Source organism: Faecalicatena contorta (genome assembly GCF_022835095.1).
Classification (GTDB): Bacteria; Bacillota; Clostridia; order Lachnospirales; family Lachnospiraceae; genus Faecalicatena; species Faecalicatena contorta.
Genome location: NZ_BQNQ01000001.1, coordinates 2146563 through 2168280 on the forward strand (window position 1 = coordinate 2146563; position 21718 = coordinate 2168280).

19 protein-coding genes are annotated in these 21718 nt (G+C 47.3%); 18 read left to right on the forward strand and 1 reads right to left on the reverse strand.

Annotation, left to right across the window (positions count from 1 at the left end; translation table 11 throughout):
• The first annotated feature begins 129 nt into the window (after positions 1 to 129).
• From MWG26_RS09570 to MWG26_RS09650, 17 genes are all read left to right on the forward strand, one after another.
• A complete protein-coding gene (locus tag MWG26_RS09570) occupies positions 130 to 1413 on the forward strand; it encodes a DUF5716 family protein (protein WP_025657774.1) in 1284 nt (427 codons plus the stop codon).
• Positions 1388 to 2155, forward strand: coding sequence for a hypothetical protein (locus MWG26_RS09575; RefSeq protein ID WP_025657773.1), 768 nt, complete (start codon positions 1388 to 1390; stop codon positions 2153 to 2155). Before MWG26_RS09570 ends, MWG26_RS09575 begins: the two co-directional genes overlap by 26 nt.
• A 145-nt stretch (positions 2156 to 2300) precedes the next feature.
• Positions 2301 to 3179, forward strand: a complete 879-nt coding sequence (locus tag MWG26_RS09580) for an amino acid ABC transporter substrate-binding protein (RefSeq protein WP_025657772.1) — start codon at positions 2301 to 2303, stop codon at positions 3177 to 3179.
• 69 nt (positions 3180 to 3248) lie between these two features.
• Positions 3249 to 3905: an amino acid ABC transporter permease gene (locus MWG26_RS09585; RefSeq protein WP_044927442.1), complete on the forward strand. Its 657-nt coding sequence runs from the start codon at positions 3249 to 3251 to the stop codon at positions 3903 to 3905.
• A gap of 11 nt (positions 3906 to 3916) precedes the next feature.
• Positions 3917 to 4609, forward strand: a complete 693-nt coding sequence (locus tag MWG26_RS09590; RefSeq protein ID WP_117440667.1) for an amino acid ABC transporter ATP-binding protein — start codon at positions 3917 to 3919, stop codon at positions 4607 to 4609.
• Positions 4610 to 5479: 870 nt separating this feature from the next.
• On the forward strand, positions 5480 to 6187 hold the full coding sequence (gene purC / locus MWG26_RS09595; protein WP_025657768.1) for a phosphoribosylaminoimidazolesuccinocarboxamide synthase: 708 nt from the start codon (positions 5480 to 5482) through the stop codon (positions 6185 to 6187).
• A 13-nt stretch (positions 6188 to 6200) separates the two neighbouring features.
• Positions 6201 to 7640 (forward strand): amidophosphoribosyltransferase, encoded by a 1440-nt coding sequence (gene purF, locus MWG26_RS09600; RefSeq protein WP_117440665.1) that lies wholly within the window; start codon positions 6201 to 6203, stop codon positions 7638 to 7640.
• A gap of 107 nt (positions 7641 to 7747) precedes the next feature.
• Positions 7748 to 9181, forward strand: coding sequence for an adenylosuccinate lyase (gene purB / locus MWG26_RS09605; protein WP_025657766.1), 1434 nt, complete (start codon positions 7748 to 7750; stop codon positions 9179 to 9181).
• Positions 9182 to 9821: 640 nt separating this feature from the next.
• Positions 9822 to 10295, forward strand: coding sequence for an LURP-one-related/scramblase family protein (locus tag MWG26_RS09610; protein ID WP_025657764.1), 474 nt, complete (start codon positions 9822 to 9824; stop codon positions 10293 to 10295).
• 195 nt (positions 10296 to 10490) lie between these two features.
• Positions 10491 to 11042, forward strand: a complete 552-nt coding sequence (locus tag MWG26_RS09615; protein ID WP_050642571.1) for a LemA family protein — start codon at positions 10491 to 10493, stop codon at positions 11040 to 11042.
• A gap of 15 nt (positions 11043 to 11057) precedes the next feature.
• Positions 11058 to 13028 (forward strand): DUF2207 family protein, encoded by a 1971-nt coding sequence (locus MWG26_RS09620; protein ID WP_240285749.1) that lies wholly within the window; start codon positions 11058 to 11060, stop codon positions 13026 to 13028.
• A gap of 53 nt (positions 13029 to 13081) precedes the next feature.
• On the forward strand, positions 13082 to 14413 hold the full coding sequence (locus MWG26_RS09625; RefSeq protein ID WP_244062720.1) for a hypothetical protein: 1332 nt from the start codon (positions 13082 to 13084) through the stop codon (positions 14411 to 14413).
• A gap of 185 nt (positions 14414 to 14598) precedes the next feature.
• The gene (locus tag MWG26_RS09630; RefSeq protein WP_117440672.1) at positions 14599 to 15372 is read left to right on the forward strand and encodes a threonine/serine exporter family protein; all 774 of its coding nucleotides are present in this window, start codon (positions 14599 to 14601) and stop codon (positions 15370 to 15372) included.
• Positions 15369 to 15797 (forward strand): threonine/serine exporter family protein, encoded by a 429-nt coding sequence (locus MWG26_RS09635; protein WP_025657761.1) that lies wholly within the window; start codon positions 15369 to 15371, stop codon positions 15795 to 15797. Before MWG26_RS09630 ends, MWG26_RS09635 begins: the two co-directional genes overlap by 4 nt.
• 116 nt (positions 15798 to 15913) lie before the next feature.
• Positions 15914 to 16696 (forward strand): SIR2 family NAD-dependent protein deacylase, encoded by a 783-nt coding sequence (locus tag MWG26_RS09640; protein WP_044927435.1) that lies wholly within the window; start codon positions 15914 to 15916, stop codon positions 16694 to 16696.
• The gene (gene gltX / locus MWG26_RS09645; protein ID WP_025657759.1) at positions 16689 to 18143 is read left to right on the forward strand and encodes a glutamate--tRNA ligase; all 1455 of its coding nucleotides are present in this window, start codon (positions 16689 to 16691) and stop codon (positions 18141 to 18143) included. The genes MWG26_RS09640 and gltX overlap by 8 nt, the downstream gene beginning before the upstream one ends.
• 42 nt (positions 18144 to 18185) lie before the next feature.
• On the forward strand, positions 18186 to 20024 hold the full coding sequence (locus MWG26_RS09650; protein WP_117440664.1) for an ATP-dependent helicase: 1839 nt from the start codon (positions 18186 to 18188) through the stop codon (positions 20022 to 20024).
• On the opposite strand, the gene MWG26_RS09655 is transcribed toward MWG26_RS09650, so the two are convergent.
• Entirely contained in the window at positions 20021 to 20338 is a 318-nt protein-coding gene (locus MWG26_RS09655) for a DUF1292 domain-containing protein (protein ID WP_025657758.1), read from the reverse strand. The genes MWG26_RS09650 and MWG26_RS09655 overlap by 4 nt on opposite strands.
• A 360-nt stretch (positions 20339 to 20698) precedes the next feature.
• On the opposite strand from MWG26_RS09655, the gene MWG26_RS09660 reads away from it, so the two are divergent.
• Positions 20699 to 21703 (forward strand): sugar ABC transporter substrate-binding protein, encoded by a 1005-nt coding sequence (locus tag MWG26_RS09660; protein ID WP_117440663.1) that lies wholly within the window; start codon positions 20699 to 20701, stop codon positions 21701 to 21703.
• Positions 21704 to 21718 lie beyond the last annotated feature (15 nt).

The window sequence follows — 21718 nt, forward strand, 5'->3', positions numbered from 1 at the left end:
CAGCCTGGGATCGGTAACATAGAATGTCACTATGCCGCCGGGAGGACTGGGACATAGCCGGCAGAAAGTACATTGCGGCCGAGGGGCAAAGTAAAAGCCCCGGCGGTAAAGGTGAGGAGGCTGTCTGTAATGGGACAAGGCAATATAATTGGATATGAGATAAATGATAAGACCTGCCAGATCAGTTTCTACAACGATCAGCAGCTGGAGCCGGAGACACTGGAGGTGGATTCTGATAATTACCAGATCCCCCTGATTATTGGTAAACTCAGGGATACATGGGCTTATGGTAAGGAAGCAAAGCGTCTGGTTACAATTAAAGAGGGGTTTACGGTTACGAGGCTGCTGGACAAGAGCCTGGCAGGAGAAAAGATTGAGTTCGGGGAAGAGACTTATGATGCGGTCTGGCTGCTCTCCAAGTTTGTGCAGATGTCGCTGCAGTCTTTTCCGCAGATTGAGGGGATCGTGTTTTCTGTCCCGGAACTGACTGAGGAGCTGGCCCAGCTTCTGCGTGGGATTGCGGTACGCATGAACATCGATAAGAGGCACATTTTCATTCAGGATTATAAGGAAAGTTTCTGTAACTATCTTTTTTACCAGCCTAAGGAATTGTGGCAGTACGATGCCGCACTATTCTGCTGTGACCGTAATGAGATCAAGGCTTTTATGTTAAGAAGACTGAAGCCCGGGCTGGGTGGGGGGAAGACGACTTTCGTCACGGTGGACGAAGTCGCCAGCGCCCATATGAAAGAATTGGCTGCCGTTTATCCGGTGCTGAATGAGGACAAGGCGAAGGAGGCGGATTCACGTTTTTGCAAATTTATAGAAAGCGTATTTGATAAACGCATTGTATCCTCAGTCTTTCTGACAGGAGAGGGGTTTGAAAATAACTGGTATCCGACCTCTCTGCGCGTACTTTGTAATGGAAGAAGAGCTTTTATCGGAAATAATCTGTACAGCAAGGGAGCCTGTTACACGGCTTACCGGAAGATGTTTATGCACATAGAAGATCCGGTATATCTCTCGGAGACAAAGCTGACGGATCAGATCACTGTGAATATGAGAGTAGACGGCCAGGAGATGTGGTACCCGATTGTGTCCTGGGGAGCGCACTGGTATGAGTCTAACAATCAGTGGGAAGTGCTTCTGGAGGATATGGAGAACATAGAACTGCATGTAGAATCTCTGGTGCAGGGAACTTTAAAAACAGAGGTTATTTCGTTGGAAAATTTCCCAAAGAGAGGCGAATATTCTATGCGGCTGCAGATAGAGACGCTGTTTCTGGATGAAAAGACCTGTAAAATCACAGTGCGGGACGTAGGGTTCGGAGAATTTTACCTGCCTACGGATTTTCAGGAAGAGAAGATTATACATTTAGGAGGCAATGATGGGAAGTTTAATTCTTTGTCATGACAGGCATGCAACGCATCCTTATGAGATTACAAGGATCCACTGCAAGATATTTACAATTGAAGAATTATGCTATTATCTGTGCAACAATCTCTACCTGATTGACTACACGATCATGAACGAACAGCTCTGTACCTGGCTGGAGGAAGAGATCGGTATGCCGGAACTGGCAGGAAATCTCAGGGATGTCATCCGGATGCGCGGTTCAGTGGAAAAGTTTGTATTGACGATCCTGAAGAGCTCCCGGATATTCAGGGAACCGGAGATGATACGGATCCAGAATGTGCTGGAGCGGCTGAAGAATCAGAAGGACATTGAGCGTCAGAAGTATAAGGGCGATAACCTGCTGGAGAGCGGGGAGATCGAGGAGGCGATCCTCGTGTATCAGGCCATACTCAACGAAGAGGCGGATGAAAGCGTGGACCCCAAGTTCTACGGCAAGATATACGCCGGGCTGGGTGCAGCTTACGGGAGGCTGTTTTTATATCAGGAGTCGGCCAGGATGTACGACCGGGCTTACCAGATCTGCGAAGACTCTGCACTGCTCAAGCCGTATCTGTATGCGTCCTATAAGTATATGTCCCTGGAGGAATACCACATCCTGCTGACTAAGCATGACGACTATGTGGAAGTCAACGCTCAGATGCGCCAGGAGATGGAAGACATTAAGAAGCATATACAAATGGAGCCAAATTCCGTGCTGCTTGAAAAATGGAAACAGCAGTACCGGCGAAGTCATATATAGGGGGACGTTCCATGTTAGGACTCAAGCCCGTCCCCAAATCCCAATTGACATTCGAATAGAAGTATGTTATTATATGTACGATTTTAGCGTGGTAAAGTAATCAATTTGTAAAAGAATAAAGCACCACGACAGGGAGGGCGTATCTATGAAGAGAAAATTAGCAGTAGCAATGGCAGCTGCACTTGTGCTGACAACAGCGCTGGCAGGATGCGGAAACAAAACGGAAGATACCAAGTCAGAGGGTACTAAAACAGAGGATACCAAGACAGAAGATTCCGCAAAAGGCGATGAAAAGACAGATGCAGTAAGTGCAGAAAAAAGCGAGGGAGACAGTTTTACGGTAGGGTTTGACGCAAGTTTCCCGCCTTATGGCTATAAGGATGATGACGGCGAATACGTAGGATTTGACCTGGATCTCGCACAGGAAGTGTGCGATAGAAACGGCTGGGAGCTGAAAAAGCAGCCGATCGACTGGGATGCGAAGGATATGGAGCTTAGTTCCGGCACCATCGACTGTATCTGGAACGGATTCACCATGAATGGCCGTGAAGACGATTACACATGGTCAGAGCCATATGTAGACAACAGTCAGGTAGTGGTAGTTGCAGAAGATTCCGGAATCAAATCACTGGAGGATCTGGCAGGGAAAATCGTGGAAGTACAGGCTGATTCATCTGCACTGGCAGCCCTGGAGGGAGACCAGAAAGAACTGGCAGGAACATTCAACCAGCTGACACAGGTACCGGATTATAATACGGCATTTATGGATCTGGAAGCAGGCGCTGCAGAAGCGGTAGCAATGGACGTAGGTGTTGCAAAGTATCAGATCGAATCCCGCGGAGGCGGATACATAACCCTGGACGAGACGATTTCTTCCGAGCAGTATGCAGTCGGATTTAAAAAGGGAAATGAGAAGCTTAGGGATCAGGTTCAGAAAACGCTTGATGAGATGTCAGAGGATGGAACATTCATGACAATCGCTAAAAAGTGGGGCGTTGAAGACGCTGTCTGCTTAGGCAAATAAAATTTAAAAGTAAGAATGAAAAAGGTCAGAATTACTATCTGGCCTTTTTACTACCCGGAGGTCAGGAAGATGAAGATAAGTTTTATGGCAATGATCAGCCAGTTATCAGGGGGCATGTTAGGAACAGTAGGGATATTTTTTGCAACTCTTTTGTTTTCACTGCCGTTAGGTTTGCTTGTGTCATTCGGAAGAATGTCAAAAATTAAAATCATTCAGTGGATAACGAAAGTATATATTTCTATTATGCGCGGGACACCGCTCATGCTGCAGCTGATGGTGGTTTATTTCGGGCCGTACTACATATTCGGAATCCGGATCACGGCGTCTTACAGACTGAGTGCGGTTTTGATTGCATTTGCGGTCAACTATGCCGCATATTTTGCAGAAATTTACCGCGGGGGAATCGAATCTATGCCGGTCGGACAATACGAGGCGGCAAAGCTGCTGGGATATAACCGGGTGCAGACTTTCTTCCGTATCATTTTCCCCCAGGTTATCAAAAGAATTCTGCCGTCAGTGACAAATGAAGTAATTACGCTTGTAAAAGATACGTCTCTTGCATTTGCAATTGCCTATGCGGAAATGTTTACGACCGCAAAACAGATAGCAGCTGCCCAGACCTCCATTATTCCTTTGGTGGCTGCAGGTATATTCTATTATGTGTTTAACCTGATCGTAGCAGTTTTCATGGAATTTATCGAGAAGAAGCTAAATTATTATAAATAGGAGGGAATGTCATGAGTCTGTTAGAAATGAAACATATCAAAAAACACTTTGACGACGTTGAAGTACTGCAGGACATTTCCCTGAAGGTAGACGAAGGACAGGTCCTGGCAATTATCGGCCCATCCGGATCCGGAAAATCCACACTGCTTCGTTGTGCGACGAACCTCGAAACCCCGGATGCGGGAGAGATCCATTATGAAGGAGAATATGGTCTGGTATTCCAGAATTTCAATCTTTTTCCCCATTTTTCAGTTATGAGGAACATCACAGATGCCCCGATCAAAGTGCAGAAACGGGAAAAAGAGGAGGTCTTTAAGGAAGCGCGCGTACTTTTGAAAAAAATGGGTCTGGAGGACAAGGAAAATGCTTACCCGTACCAACTCTCGGGCGGTCAGCAGCAGCGAGTTTCCATAGCCAGGGCCCTGGCTATGAACCCCAAAATCCTTTTCTTCGACGAGCCAACCTCGGCGCTGGATCCTGAGCTGACGGGAGAGATCCTGAAAGTAATCAAAGATCTGGCCGCAGAGCACATGACTATGGTGATCGTCACCCACGAAATGAATTTTGCAAAACATGTGGCCGACCATATCATCTTTATGGATAAGGGCGTTATCGCGGAACAGGGAACCCCGGAAGAGGTCTTTGGGTCGGATAATATACGAATGAAAGAATTCCTGGGGAAACTCTCCAGAAATGGGATATAGATTACGAGATTTAGCCTTGGGGGGGGATGGAGAGGGGGCGCTTACCGCGAGCCGGGACGTGCTGCCAAAAGTGCCTATCCTGTTGGAATTACAGCCCGCTGCGCCAAGCAGCAGTAAGCGGAAATCCGCAAAACCAGACAGAACCGAACACATTCACCGCTTAATCTGATGATTAAGCGCCTTAGGTGTTCTAAAAAGCTGCTTCGGAAGCAGCTTTTTTCTGTCTGGTTTTGCGGATTTTCGCTAACTGCTGCTAGGCTCGCTAATATGTAATTCCAACAGGATAGGCACTTTTGGCAGCACGTCCCGGCTCCCGGTAAGCTGGACTCATCCAGTCGGCAGGGAAGATCTCATTCCCCCGGTGGGGATTCTAAAACGGGGGCTGCGGATGTGGAATGGCTGCGGGGAACGTTTTTGAGGGGGAGGTGATTTGCATCAGTTTTTGCAAAAAGTCCAATATTTCATAAAAATAATAAGCATGTGGACATCATATACATAGTCGATACACGTCCGTTACTCCGGTCTGGGACTCCAACCGGGGAACGGGCTTTTTATTACCGGCTGGATGAGCCAGCTTTATGACAGGGATGCCGGGGTGGGACTGGGGCTGTATATGCCGGAGCGAAATGCTAGAAGCGCTTAGCAGCACGGGTGCATTACGCACCGGCATATACAGCCCCAGTCCCACCCCGGCATCCCTGTCATTAAGCGTCCCCATCTCACCCCGGGACGAATTCTCGTCCTCCAAATCCCATATTGATTTTCCGTCTCCCTTGTATTATAATCATCATGCGAGACTTTGTTTTTCTTTTAGAAAGACAGCCTTACTACTTTATGTATGAAAAATCGAAAAAGGACAGGTGTGAACGTATGAAAAAATTAGAACAGCTTTACGAAGGAAAAGCAAAAAAGGTATTTGCTACTGACGACCCGGATATTGTGATTGTAGATTATAAAGACGATGCCACCGCATTTAATGGTGAGAAGAAGGGGACGATTGTTGGGAAAGGCGTGATTAATAACCGCATGACCAACTATATCTTCCAGGTGCTGGAAAAGGAAGGCGTGCCGACACACTATGTAAAAGAACTGAGTGACAGAGAGACTGCAGTGAAGAAGGTGGAGATCGTTCCTCTGGAAGTGATTGTGCGTAATGTGGCTGCGGGCAGCTTTTCCAAGAAGCTTGGGATTGAAGAAGGCAGAAAATTATTAGCACCGACTTTGGAGTTCAGTTATAAAGATGATGATCTGGGCGACCCTATGATCAATGATTATTTTGCAATTGCGATTGGGGCTGCAACGAGAGAAGAGATTGATAAGATTACGGAATATACTTTTAAAGTTAATGACGTTATGAGAAAGTTCTTTGATGAAGCTGGGATTGAGCTGATCGACTTTAAGATTGAATTCGGCAGATTCCATGGGGAGATTATCCTTGCGGATGAAGTGTCACCGGATACATGCAGGCTGTGGGACAAGGAGACACACGAGAAATTGGACAAAGACCGTTTCCGCAGAGATATGGGCAATGTAGAGGATGCATATCAGGAAGTATTTAAGAGAATCGGCATCAAATAAATAGGAGACATTCATGAGCAGAATTGATAAAGTTATGACAGGCTTGGGGGAAGAATGTGGAGTTTTTGGTGCATATGATATGGATGGCGGCAATGTGGCGCCATCCGTATATTATGGCCTTTTTGCACTGCAGCACAGAGGACAGGAAAGCTGTGGTATTGCGGTAACTGACACATATGGACAGCGAAGGGTTTTATCAAAAAAGGGCCTGGGGCTTGTGAACGATGTGTTCGATGAGGAATCCCTGCATGGTTTGAAGGGGAATCTGGGGATCGGACACGTGCGCTATTCCACGGCAGGGGGAACCCGGGTGGAGAATGCACAGCCGCTCGTTATCAATTACGTGAAAGGGACACTGGCCATTGCCCATAACGGCAATCTGGTCAATGCCATTGAATTGAGAAAAGAACTGGAATATACAGGAGCTATTTTTCAGACTACCATCGATTCGGAAGTGATTGCATATCATATCGCGAGGGAGCGCCTGAATGTAAGCCGGGCGGAGGACGCAGTTAAAAATGCGATGATGAAGATAAAGGGGGCGTATGCCCTAGTAGTGAGCAGCCCGCGCAAGATGATTGGAGCCAGGGACCCTCTGGGACTGAAGCCGCTGTGTATTGGAAAAAGGGATAATACGTACTTTCTGGCCTCGGAGAGCTGTGCCATTGCGGCGGTGGACGCGGAGTTTGTACGTGATGTACTTCCCGGGGAGATTGTTACGATTACCAAAGAAGGAATCGCGTCCGATACGAGCATGGCAGTACCGGCTGCGGGACAGGCCCGCTGCATTTTTGAGTATATTTATTTTGCGCGGACAGACAGTACTCTGGACGGGGTAAATGTCTATCATTCCAGGATTACCGCAGGCAGGGCATTGGCGGAATCATACCCTGTGGAGGCGGATCTGGTAGTTGGCGTGCCGGATTCCGGGCTGGTTGCGGCAAAGGGATATTCGGAACAGTCGGGCATCCCCTATGGGATGGCCTTCCATAAGAACAGCTATGTGGGAAGGACGTTTATTAAGCCGAGCCAGAGCGAAAGGGAATCCAGCGTGAAGATCAAGCTGAATGTCATACCCGAGGTGGTAAAAGGCAAAAGGATCATCATGGTGGATGATTCGATTGTGCGGGGAACAACCTGTGCTAATATTATCAGGATGCTGAAAGCAGCGGGAGCCACCGAAGTCCATGTCAGAATCAGTTCACCGCCGTTCTTGTATCCGTGCTATTTTGGAACCGATGTACCGTCCAATGAACAGCTTATAGCGCATTCCCATACGCCGGAACAGATTCGGAAGATGATAGGGGCGGATTCTTTGGGATACATGGAGGTCAGTAAGCTGAAAAATATGGTGGGAGATCTGGGCTACTGCGATGCATGTTTTACCGGAAAATATCCAATGGAGGTGCCGGACGGGGATATCAGCCAGGCATTTGAGCAGGGGACCTGGTAGGACGCCTGCTTTTCGCTTTTATGGATATGAAGCAGAAATCCTTGGTTTATACAATTGCCGGGGTATTGACAGTCATTTAGTATATATAAGAATAGGAGATTAGATTTATGAGTACGGACCGTTATGTCAGCCCTCTTTCTGAGCGTTATGCGAGTAAAGAGATGCAGTATATATTTTCACCTGATAAGAAGTTCAGAACATGGAGAAGGCTTTGGATTGCCCTGGCCGAGACGGAAAAGGAACTGGGTCTGAATATCACAGATGAGCAGATTGAGGAATTAAAGGCCCATGCGGAAGATATCAACTATGATGTGGCTAAGGAAAGAGAAAAGGTCGTGCGCCATGACGTGATGTCTCATGTGTACGCCTATGGTGTACAGTGCCCCAAGGCAAAAGGCATTATTCACCTTGGCGCCACATCCTGCTATGTGGGAGATAATACCGATATAATCGTAATGGCGGAGGCACTGAGGCTGGTGAGGACAAAGCTGGTCAATGTGATCGCGGAACTTTCCAGGTTTGCAGACGAGTATAAGGCACAGCCTACGCTTGCATTTACCCATTTTCAGCCTGCACAGCCTTCCACAGTCGGCAAGAGGGCGACGCTCTGGATGCAGGAGTTTGAAATGGATCTGGAGGATTTGGATTATGTCCTTGGCAGCCTGAAACTGCTGGGATCCAAGGGAACCACAGGAACCCAGGCAAGCTTTCTGGAGCTCTTTGACGGGGATCAGGAGACCATTGACAAGATCGATCCTATGATCGCGGAAAAGATGGGATTCGGAGCTTGTTATCCGGTATCCGGGCAGACTTATTCCAGAAAAGTGGATACAAGAGTTCTGAATGTATTGGCTGGCATTGCCGCCAGCGCGCACAAGTTCTCAAACGATATCCGCCTTCTGCAGCACCTGAAAGAGGTGGAGGAACCCTTTGAGAAGACCCAGATCGGCTCCTCTGCTATGGCATATAAAAGAAACCCGATGAGAAGCGAGAGGATTGCGTCCCTTTCCAGATATGTAATGATAGACGCATTGAATCCGGCTATTACATCGGCGACACAGTGGTTCGAAAGAACACTGGATGACTCTGCCAATAAGCGTCTGAGCATACCAGAAGGGTTCCTGGCAATTGACGGCATTCTGGATCTGTGTCTGAACGTCGTCGACGGACTGGTTGTATACCCAAAAGTAATTGAAAAGCGTCTGATGTCAGAGCTGCCATTTATGGCCACAGAAAACATTATGATGGATGCCGTGAAGGCGGGCGGAGACAGACAGGAACTACATGAGCGCATCCGCGAGCTATCCATGGAAGCAGGCCGGAATGTAAAGGAAAAAGGGCTGGATAATAACCTTCTTGAACTGATCGCACAGGATGAAGCCTTCAATATGAGCTTGGAAGATCTGAAGGAGACGATGGATCCCTCAAAGTATGTAGGGCGGGCAAAAGAACAGGTAGAGTCTTACCTTAAACATGTAATAAGGCCTCTGTTGGAGGAAAATAAAGACATTTTGGGCGTAAAAGCAGAAATTAATGTTTAGGTTTTAGATGGGCGGGGGATTTTCTCAAAGGGGACGCTGAAAAACCGGGAAGCCTGCCCCAGGCCGGGCACATCTATGCCATTTTAAAAATCCGTTCCGTTTACGTAAGCGGCCCTAAAGGAAAAAACATAGCAAATGGCGGTTCAGCGGCATGCAACCCGAAATTTGATAATTTCGGGTTTTAGGCCGCTTCAGAATTTGACGTGAGACGTCAAATTCTGCCCACCATTTTCTATGTTTTTTCCTTAAGGGCCTCTAACGTAAACTATAGGACTTTTAAAATGGCATAGATGCTCCCGGCCTGGGGCAGGCTTCCCGGTTTTTCAGCTGGTACATCCGGCCGTTAGGAAAAGCTCGTCCACTGAGCGGGGCTCCGAGCGGTGGCAGCGTATTAATTCTTTCTGGGGCTATGCTGTCCCCCAGCGAATTAATACGCTGCCACGGTCTGAGAGCCATCCCGGCGTACGAGTCCTTCCTGCCGGTTGGATGCATCAGCGATATGAAGGGATCAGCGAAAGCCTCCCCATCCATTCACAAGGCTAAAGCTTGTTCATTTAGTTTTGAAGGGGTGTTTTTTTATGTGGTCTGTGTTATGATAGATGAAAGTGTTATTAATTTAACATTTGGAAGGAGAGCGGAGATGCGTTTATTTATTAAACAGAGGGTGTTTTCCTGCACTGATTCTTACGATGTATATGATGAGGGCGGGGAGGCAAAATATTTTGTGAAGGCTGAGTTTTTTACGCTGGGCCATCAGATTCATGTGTATGACTGGCGGCAGAGGGAAGTCGGCGCCATTCGTCAGAAGCTGATGACTCTGATGCCGCAGTTTGAAATCGAAATGAACGGTATGGTACTGGGAGAAATCCAGAAAAAGTTTACATTTTTCCGCCCAAGATATGAAGTGGATTTTAAGGAATGGCATGTGGAAGGCGATTTTCTCGGATGGGAATATGATGTCTGCGACGGCCGCGGTCCGGTGGTGCATATCACTAAGGAGTTCATGCATTGGGGAGATACCTACGTGCTCGACTTTGCAAATCCGGCGGATGAACTTACGGGGCTGCTTCTTGTTATTGCAATAGACGCGGCGAACTGTACGAATGGGCAGTAAGGTACATGAGAGATTATCCGGTTACATTCCGTATGGAGAGGATGCGGCCGGATGGTAACAGTCCGGGCATGCCGGAACTGTTACGCTGGATGCGGGAATAGAGTACTGAATTTTAGAAATTTTATAGACGAAAGTATGAAACTGTCTTATAATTGGAAATAGTAAATTCAGGGATAAATAAAGGAGGCCGTATTTATGGCAATATGGATTATATTAGCAATTATTGTGATTTTGATTATTTGGCTTGCAGGCTCTTACAATGGGTTTATTAAGCTGAGGAACAAGACAGAGGAAGCATTTTCTGCAATGGATGTGTCTTTGAAGAAAAGATACGATCTGATTCCAAACTATGTGGAGACGGTAAAAGGATACGCAAAGCATGAGTCGCAGACTCTGGAAAAAGTGATTTCCGCGCGTAATGCAGCGATGAATGCATCAACGGCGGAGGAACGGATTGCAAACGACAACATTCTAAGCGGCACTTTAAAGTCTTTATTTGCAGTATCTGAGGCATATCCTGATCTGAAGGCAAATCAGAACTTTCTGCAGCTTCAGGACCAGCTGCAGCGGATTGAGGAGGAGATTGCCGGTTCCAGAAGATATTATAATGGCGTAGTGAATCGTTTTAATACGAAGACAGAGATGTTCCCGGGCAATATCATTGCCGGTATCTTCGGGTTTCAGAGAAAGCCTCTGTATGAAGTGAATGACAGCGGTGAGCGTGAGAATGTGAAAGTGACTTTCTAGCAGGGGGATGCCAGTATGAAGAAATTTAGCGGAAGAACCGCCGCTATCATTATATGGGCTGTTGTATGGGTGTTTTTTATGTTTGGTTCAGGGATTGTGGAAAAAGTTGTAAACCCTGAGGTAGAACGAAAAGAAGATCTGAACATGACTACGCAATATTTTAACACAGACATCGAGGTGGGGGAGAACCAGTCCTATAAAGTGACAGAGCAGATCGGAGTTGACTTTCTGACGCCCCGGCATGGCATCTACCGTTATATTCCGGTGAAGGGAACCGTATATACTAAAGACGGCGGGAACTTTCAGGGGGTGCCTTATAATGCCCGGCTGACAGGGCTGGAATCTCGGGAGGAAACAGAAGTTGATTCTGAAAGCGGATCTAAGGTAATCCGTTTTGGTTCGGAGGATGCATATCTGACCGGACGGAAAGAATACCGGTTTTCCTATACGGTGACACCGCGTTTCCAGGAGAATGCGTATCAGAACGCCTATTATAACGTGTTTCCGACTCAGTGGCAGAACAGGATCCCTGCTGGAAGCAGATTTACCATCACATTTCCGAAAGAATTTCCTCACGATATTCTGGAGTTTTATTACGGAACCTATGGGGAGAATAAGAACGCTGCAGCAATTCTGGATCTATCCTGGCAGGGAAATACGGTCACGGGCATTTTGAAAAAAGATTTAAAACTGGGGGAGGGAATTACGTTCTTTGCGCCCATGGAAGCTGGTTATTTCACAGGTGTCGGGCAGCTTACTTTCCTGCCATGGCTGCTGTTATTGCCGGCCGTGATACTTTTGCTGCTGATTGTTTTTCTTTTTGTGAGATTCGGAAGGGATGAACCGATTATTCCTTCGATTCAGTATCAGCCTCCGGATAATCTGGACAGTGCCGCCGTGGGGTATATTATTGACGGCAGTGTAGAAGATAAAGACTTGCTTTCCCTGATTATATACTGGGCGGACAAAGGCTTTCTGAGCATTAAAGAAATGCCGGACCATGGGCTCAGTCTGTTCAAGCTGAAGGAACTTCCTGAGGAAGCGCCCAGCTATCAGTTCTGCATTTTTAATAAGCTGTTTGAGTACAGAGAAATCCGTAAAATCAGTGACCTCCAGTATAAGTTTTCAGGCACGCTGGAGATGGCGAAAAAACAGCTGAAGAATTATTTTCAAAAGCAGGGCCGGGATATGATATATACCAGAGAATCTAAAATTGCCAGGACAGCGGCGATTGTATGCTGTACGCTGCCTTTGGCCTGGTTTATGGTGCTCACAAGTATCTATTCTTATACAAGCGGCGGCAGGATCTTTGTCCAGGTGCTGCTGTGGGTTATGCTGCTGGTTGGCACACTGGTTTTCTGCAGTGATATTGATACATGGTATGCCAGAACCGATACATCCCGCAAACTGACGGCGGGAGGCACACTGGCGGTCTGCTTTTTATCTACCGCAGTGTATGCGGGCAGTTATGTTATGCGTGTATTCCAATATGAAGTCTTTAATTATATATGGGTGCTGGTTCCTGTTCTGGCGGCCACCGGAGTGATGATCGGGCTGGCAGGATTTATGAAGAGACGGACATCCCAGTGTATTGAATGGATGGGAAGACTTGCCGGGCTTCGTGATTTTATAGAAACGGCTGAACTGGAGCGCATGAATGAACTTGCAAAAACGAACCCTGAGTGGTTCTATCATATTATTCCTTATGCTTATGTGTTTGGTCTTTCCGACGTTTTTGCTAAAAAACTGAAAGGCCTCTCAGTACCGGCTCCTGAATGGTTCTCTCCATATCACAGCTATTCTTTTTTCGATTACTATATGTTTAACAGACTCATGATGAGCAGCCTGAATAAAACTGCATCCACGCTGACCGTATCCAGACCAGTGCAGTCAGGAGGTTCCGGAGGCAGTTTTGGCGGCGGAGGCTTTGGCGGCGGCGGTTTTTCCGGCGGCGGTTTCGGCGGCGGAGGAGGAGGCAGCTGGTAATATTAAGAAAATGCAAAGGAATGTTGCGAAAGATTGCGGCGTTCCTTTTTCTTATGTTAAATTTATATTTGTGTGAGTATTATTTGTGGTATGGAAAGAAAGGTGCAGGTAAACTGAAAATGGAATGTTGTATTAGAATTTTTGAGAGCGGTGTTGCGCGAAGAAGGGGATCGCGCATCATAGGGATAGTGATGATAATTATGCTGGCGGCAGGGCTTGTCTGTGAACTCCCTGCTTTGGAATTTACGGAGTCGGACGCCGCATATCGAATGATTTACGGAAAATATTATGGAAAAGAGCTGGTGACATATGGGACAAACAGTGAGGGAGCCGGCGCCTTAGATATTTTCGGCAATGCGGTGAATCGAATACCGGTAAAGACAAATATTAATAAAATGTTGAAAGAAAACAAAAGAGTGAAGTCGATGACAGAGCAGCCGGAAGCGGAACAGGCAGACTTGCTTTCGGACTTCTTTTTGATGGGCATAGAAATACCGGCTATTGGTGGAATATCAGAGACAGAGGTTCCAAATCTCAATTTCACGGGAGTGCATATCCCGGAATCACCGACAGGAAATGTGACCCCGCCGGTGATTCCGGATATTCCTGCAGCCAATGATAAACCCTCAGTTCCGGATGCACCCATCACACCGGATAATCCGATCGTACCCGATCTGCCAATTGTGCCGGATACGCCGCTTGTTCCGGATAATCCACCGGTGGATGTTGACCCGGCAGTTCCGCCGGATGTGGTCGTTCCGGATACTCCGGATGTGGAAGCACCCGACATTCCGGGAGAGAATGATGATCCAAACAACGGTACGGATGAACCGGCGATTGAACAGCCGGCAGGCTTTACGGTAAATGCGGATGGTATGATCTGTGCTTACGATCCCTCTGCGGGTATCGTAAAGGAAGGCCGTCTTGTGCTTCCCGCAGAAGGCTGTTCAGGAATTGCAAGGGGGACCTTTGAAGGGGTCGGCGCGGAGATCTATGAACTTTTTATTCCCCCGAATATTGTAAATATCGAACCAGGTGTTCTGAGTGAACTGACGGACCTTGGCTGGATTCAGCTGACGGAACCCAATGCAAATTATACATGGCAGGACGGTATGCTGTTTGACAGCAGCATGACAACACTTCTTGCATTCCCGCGTGGAAGAATCGGTACATATGCGCTTCCGTCTAATGTGACAAGGCTGGAAGATTATTCGTTTTTAAACACCAATCTGACCAAGATAGATATGATGAAATGTGGTGCTGTAGAAGTGGGCAGCAATGTGTTTGGCGGGAATGGCGGAAATGGAATTACGATTATGGCGCCAAGGGAGCACCTGGAGCATTACCAGAATGTATTTGCAGAGTTGGGTGTGACAATACGTTAAAAAGAGATTTCCTCTGAGGACTTTTCGTAACAGGTAACAGTTTAGGACCGCCTGAAATTTTCCGCGGAAAAGGTGTATTTATTCAAAAAATGTGTTAAAATGTGTAAGGATTTGTGCAGACTATATGTGACAGAGAAGCAAGAATCAGTATGCCCGGCACACCCGGGACAAAGGCGGGAAAATGGATGGATTATAAGCTTGTGATGAATACGGCGGTACTGGCCGGCGAGATGATGCTGCGCAGCGGGGCGGAGACGTACAGGGTGGAGGATACCATCAACCATATTCTGCACACGGCTGATACAGAGACGGTTGAGGCCAGTGTGATGATGACCGGCATTGTGGCCACAATTGGCAACCCGGATATGGAGCCGATTACGGTGATTAAAAGAGTACAGAAACGGGGAACAAATCTGAACCGGATTATGAGGGTGAATGAAATATCAAGAAAATACTGTGCGGGAGAGCTGACTCTGGAAACGGCTTATAATGAGCTGAAGAGCATCGGTGGAAAGCAGTACCCTGTCTGGATTTATAATCTGGCAACGGTGCTCGTCCCCGCGGGATTTGCCCCGCTGTTTGGGGGCGGTATTCTGGAAACTGCCGCTGCTGCGTTCGTGGGTGCTGTGCTTGCATTGGTGGTGACTGTGGGAAAACGCCTGCAGATCAATGGTTTTATACTGGATACGCTGTCCTCCTTTGGACTGGCTGTTGCGGCTGCGCTTTTGAAAAGGTTCTGCCCGGGGCTGGATGAGGATATTGTCATTATCAGCGCGATTATGCCAATGGTGCCTGGGGTTGCGATTACAAATGCGGTGAGGGATACCCTGCAGGGGGATTACATTTCCGGCGGAGCCAGGATACTGGAGGCATTTCTCAAGGCAGCGGCTGTAGCGCTGGGAGTAGGGGCGGCAATGGCTCTGACGGGGCTGATGTATCCGGGAGGTGGCAATTTATGAAGCTGATATTTGGAGTCATAGGTTCCTTTGTGGCTGTGGCAGGCTTTGCCGTACTGCTGGAGACGCCGCGCAGATATCTGCTCCATGCGGGAATCGCCGGGGCGATCGGAGGTTTTGTGTACCTGTTCAGCATCCAGCGAGGGGCGGATGTGGTTCTGTCCTCATTTTTTTCTGCGCTGGCGATTGCGCTTACATCGCATACCTTTGCACGGGTGTTTAAGGCGCCGGTTACGATCTTCCTGATTGCAGGAATCCTGCCGACGGTACCCGGGGCGGGGATGTACCGGATTGTGTATTATATCATAGCCAACGACAGCGCAAAAAGCAGTTATTATCTGATCCAGACACTTGAGATTGCCGGTGTCATAGCCCTTGCTATCTTTATCATGGACACCGTGTTTAAAGTGCGGTTTAAGAAAGTATAAAAATACCAAAATTCGCCTTTTTTGTTTGTTGAACAATACAGGGACTTGTTTTATAATGAAATTAACAACATAACCTGCAACAGACTGTTCATGCTAGAGGAAAGGGCGGGATGAATATGCGTAGTAAGAACATTTTGCAACTACTGGAAGAAAGCAAGTATACCGTAGCGATAAGTGGAAAAGAGATGTTTCTTGAGAATGGTTACCCCGGAGTACGTGATGGAGAAGAGTCTTACGAGATTGAACAAAAGTATGGGTATTCTGCCGAGGAGATTTTGAGCAGTGCTTTTTATGCGACAAGGAAAGAAGTTTTCTTTGAGTTTTACAGAACCGAGATGCTTGCAGCTGCAGCGATTGCGCCTGGAAAGGGCTTTTTAAATCTGCAAAAGATGGAGGAATACGGCCTTGTACACTGCGAGATTACAAAAAGGCTGTTTGGACTTCTTGAAAGAGCCGGATGCAGGAATGTGATTAATCTTCATGGAAGTATCTATGATAATTTCTGTCCCCATTGCGGGAAAAAATATCCCATTGAGTACATTATACAGTCAAAAGGCGTGCCCTTGTGCGAGGACTGCAAGAACACGATACGCCCTAAGATCTGCCTTTATGGAGAGATGGTGGATAATGGGATTGTTACAAAAGCAGCGGAGGAGATCCAGAAAGCAGATGTACTGCTTGTGCTTGGAACAAGCCTCCATGCGTCGCTCTGTCATCAGCTGATCCAGTACTATAATGGTGATAAGCTGATCCTGATTACGAACGAAGAGCATTATTCTGATAAGCTTGCAGACGTGCTGGTCTACAGCAGAGTGGATGATGCCCTTGAAAAACTGGTAACAGCATACCAGAACAAATGGAATAAAGAACATGAATTGGAGAAGAGAGAACATGAGTAAAGTAAGAACAAGATTTGCACCCAGCCCGACAGGCAGGATGCATGTAGGAAACCTGCGGACAGCATTGTATGCTTATTTGATCGCAAAACACGAAGGCGGCGACTTTATTCTCCGTGTGGAGGATACGGATCAGGAGCGCTTTGTGGAAGGCGCTCTGGATATCATATACCGTACCCTGGAGAAAACAGGCCTGATTCATGACGAGGGGCCGGATAAGGACGGTGGATTCGGACCTTATGTGCAGAGCGAGAGGAATGCCTCCGGGCTGTACCTGAAGTATGCAAAACAGCTGGTTGAGCAGGGGGACGCTTACTATTGCTTTTGCGATAAAGAAAGGCTGGAATCTCTCAAAACATCCGTGTCGGAGGATGGAACAGACATTGTCGTATATGACAAGCACTGTCTGGGACTTTCCAAAGAGGAGGCAGAGGCAAACATGGCTGCGGGCATGCCGTGGGTTATCCGTCTGAATGTACCCAACGAAGGGACAACGACTTTTCACGATGAGATATATGGGGATATTACGGTGCCGAATAACGAACTGGACGATATGATTCTGATCAAATCTGATGGTTTTCCAACGTACAATTTTGCAAACGTTGTTGATGATCATCTGATGGAAATTACGCATGTTGTCAGGGGAAATGAATACCTCTCCTCCGCTCCCAAATATAACCGGCTTTATGAGGCTTTCGGATGGGATGTACCGGTTTATGTGCACTGCCCGCTGATTACCGATGAGAACCACAAGAAACTGAGCAAACGCTGCGGACATTCTTCCTATGAAGACCTGATCGAGCAGGGCTTCGTGTCAGAAGCCGTTGTAAACTTTGTGGCGCTGCTGGGCTGGAGTCCGGCCGACACACAGGAGATTTTTTCCCTGGAAGGCCTGGTGGAGGCTTTTGATTACCGCAGGATGAATAAATCACCGGCGGTTTTTGATCCGGTAAAGTTAAGATGGATGAACGGAGAATATTTAAAAGCCATGGATTTTGATACATTTTATGAGATGGCAGAACCCTATCTCAGAGAATGTATTACAAAAGATTACGATCTGAAGAAGATTGCATCACTGATCAAGACAAGGATCGAGATATTCCCGGATATCCGTGAACAGGTAGACTTTTTTGAAGAGCTTCCGGATTATGATACAGCAATGTTTACGCATAAGAAGATGAAGACGAATGAAGAGTCCTCTCTGGAAGTACTTACCGAGCTGCTTCCGCTGCTGGAAAAACAGGAAGATTACAGTAATGATGCGCTGTTTGAGACGCTAAAGGGCTATGTGGCAGAGAAAGGCTGTAAGAACGGTTATGTGATGTGGCCGGTGAGAACCGCTGTCTCAGGAAAGCAGAATACACCGGGGGGCGCCACCGAGATCATGGAGATCATCGGAAAAGAAGAGTCTCTCAGACGAATTAGAATTGCAGTTGAAAAGTTAAGCTGACGGTTCACATTTCTGAACGTCAGTAAGTAGAAAGAGGTACGTATGAGTTTTAGTAAGGCTCAGTCAGATGCAGTCACTCATGGGGTGGGCCCATGTCTTGTCCTTGCAGGTCCCGGATCCGGGAAGACCCTGACGATTGTAAACCGAATGAAATACCTGATTGAGGAGCGAAAAGTAAGGCCAGAAGAAATTCTGGTCATTACTTTTACTAAGTATGCAGCAGCAGAGATGAAGTCCCGTTTTCAACAGCTGATGGGAAATAAAGGCCTGCCGGTAACCGTGGGGACCTTCCACGGGATCTATTATGGTATTCTGAAATGGGCATATCATTTCGGCCCTCAGAATATTCTCTCAGAGGAAGAAAAGTATCAGATCGTGAGGCAGGCTGTGAACAGGCAGGATATCGAGATCTTTGATGAGGAAGATTTCCTGCAGGATATCGTGACTGAGATCGGTATTGTGAAAAATAACAGAATGGACATAGATGAATACAGATCCGAAAAGTGCGCGCCGGATGCTTTCAGAAACATTTACCGGGAATACGAGACACAGCGGAAAATCGCAAAGAAAATCGATTTTGACGATATGCTTGTACTGTGTTATGAATTGTTCCGGTCCAGGCCGGATATCCTGAAGCTTTGGCAGGAAAAGTTTCATTATATATTGATTGATGAATTTCAGGACATCAATCAGATCCAGTATGATGTAATTAAGATGCTGGCGGAACCACAGAGTAATCTGTTTGCCGTGGGGGATGATGATCAGTCGATATACGGGTTTCGAGGGGCTGATTCACGGCTGATGTTCCGGTTCACAGAGGACTATCCGGAGGCGAAACAGCTGCTGCTGGATATCAATTACCGGTCCACTTCCAATATTGTGGAGAATGCCCTGAAGGTGATCGGTCACAATGAGATCCGGTTTCAGAAGAAAATACGAGCACAGAAACCCCGGGGAGCAAGCCTGCACGTGCAGGAGGTGCGGGATCCGGCGGAGGAGGGAGGATATGTGCTGGAAGAGATCCGGGAACGGATCCGCGAAGGCGTACGGCCGGAAGACATTGCGGTACTGTTCCGGATCCATACGGATGCCCGGCCTCTCGTGGAGCAGCTGATAGAACACAAAATATCTTTTCAGATGAAGGAACATATGCCAAACATTTACAGCCACTTTATAGCAAAAGATATTATGGCATATTTCCGGATGGCATCGGGGAGCCGTGCCCGCCAGGATTTTCTGCAGATTATGAACCGCCCCAAGCGGTATATTTCCAGAGAAAGCTTATCCGGCAGGGAGGCATCTTTTGAGGATTTGAGAAAGTTTTACTGTGACAAGGAATGGATGCAGGACAGAATAGACCAGTTCGAATGGGATCTGAAAATGCTGGCTAAGATGGCCCCTTATGCTGCCTTCCAGTATTTGAGAAAAAGGATCGGATACGATGATTTTCTGCGGGAATACGCTTCATCCAGAAGAATGCAGGCAGGGGATTTATTCGAGGTGTTGGTAGAATTGGAGGAGGCGGCTAAGCCTTTTGCATCTATGAAGGAATGGTTTGAGCATGTGGAGGAGTATACCAGTGCGCTGAAAATGCGGGAGAGCAGCAGGGAAAGACAGCAGGAGGGCGTCCGGCTGATGACGATGCATGCTGCAAAGGGCCTGGAGTTTGATACGGTTTATATCATCGAGGCGAATGAAGGGCAGATTCCTTATAAAAAAGCTTTGAAGGAACAGGGGACGGAAGAAGAACGCAGGCTGTTTTATGTGGCCATGACCAGGGCAAAAGAGCAGCTGAAAATCATATATGTAAAGAAAAAAAACGGAAAGGATGTTTCACCTTCCCGTTTTGTCGAGGAACTTCTTGAGGATGCAAAGAATTAATCCTCGTCCGAATCCAAGTCTTCATCCAGGTCCAAATCTTCAAATTCCTGGGAATCCAGCCATTCATCAAACTTATCTGCAGCACGTTCATACTCATCGTCGTCTTCAATGTTTTCTAGTTCAGGCTGTCCTTCTACTGGTTCTGAGAAGCGGTAGAGATAAACCTGTCCTTCGTCATTGCTGCCTTCCTCGTCGAGCGGAAGCAGGGCAATGTATTCCTGGCCTTCCACCTCATAAATCGTGAGGACGGCACACTCCAGCTCTTCGTCATTATCGAGTGTCAGTGTTACAGTAAGTGATTCATTTTCGCTCATAAATGGTCTCCTTTTTTCATTGATAACTTAACTCTAACAAAAAGAAGGCTAAAAAGCAAGGGAAAAACATGAGCCGGTTCCTATTGTGACTGTGTCCGTTACTATTTACGGCCCAGGGGCCGCGCATAGTAACGGTATCTGGGCCATTTAAAGTCGCCTAGGGCGAGGGCCCAGATGCCCGGCTCCATCACTTTAATGGCTCAGATGCCGTGCAGCGGGGGCACGGCCCCGTGAATAGTAACCTGCGGCACACTGCATCGTTTACGGCACGGTGTGATCAGTAACTTCCTATTGACATTGGGGAGAAACACGATAGAATGGAAGAAGGTTCTTAAATTTTGCTGAACAGGAGGGTATTGAATGAAAAGAAAGTTACTGAGCGTATTACTCATTGTCCTGATGGTGTGTTTGCTGCTGGCAGGATGTAAAAAGAATGTGGGTACGCCTGAAGATAATGCAGTACAGGATACAGAGACAGAAGAAGGAGAGGACGAGGAGCAGGAGGAGACTGGCTATACATTTGGCTATAGCTGCATTGATATGGGGAACCCCTATTTTGACACCTTAAAGATGTCGATTGAAACCGCGCTGTCCGAACAGGAGTATCACCTGACAGTCAAGGATCCCGGCACAGATGTGAATGTTCAGATTGAGCAGATTCAGGAAATGATTGAGCAGGGTGTAGATGCGGTCTTTTTGTGCCCGGTAGACTGGGAAAAGATCACGCCGGCTTTGGAAGCGCTGAAAGAGGCTGATATACCGGTGATTAATATAGATACACAGGTAAAGGATACAGATTTGATTGACGCTTATGTAGGTTCAGATAATAAAAATGCCGGTTTTCTGTGCGGTGAGGATTTGATGAAGCAGCGTCCGGACGGAGGCAGGATTGTCATTCTGGAGTGTCCGTCCATGAATTCAATTAATGAGAGAATAACAGGCTTCGAGGAGGCGATTGCCAACGGCGGTTTTGAGGTGCTGGCAAGAGCGGATGTTCAGGGAAAAAAGGAGAATGCCAAAAGTGAAATGAAGCGCATACTGTCTGAGAAACCGGAGATTGACGCTGTCATGTGCGGAAATGACCAGGTGGCGCTCGGGGTGCTGGAGGCCGTGGAAGAAGCGGGCAGAAAAGATATCCTGATATATGGGGTAGACGGCTCGCCGGGAGTGAAGAGTGAACTCTCGAAAGCAGGTACTTCCATTGCAGGAACCGGAGCACAGTCGCCCATCAATATCGGCAAAAAAGCCGTGGAAACGGGAATTGCCATCCTGGAAGGCAATGATTATGAAAAAGAAATTTATGAGGAAACATTTTTTATAAATAAGGATAACGTAGAGATGTATGGAACTGACGGCTGGCAGTAACAGCAGGAAGAGAGG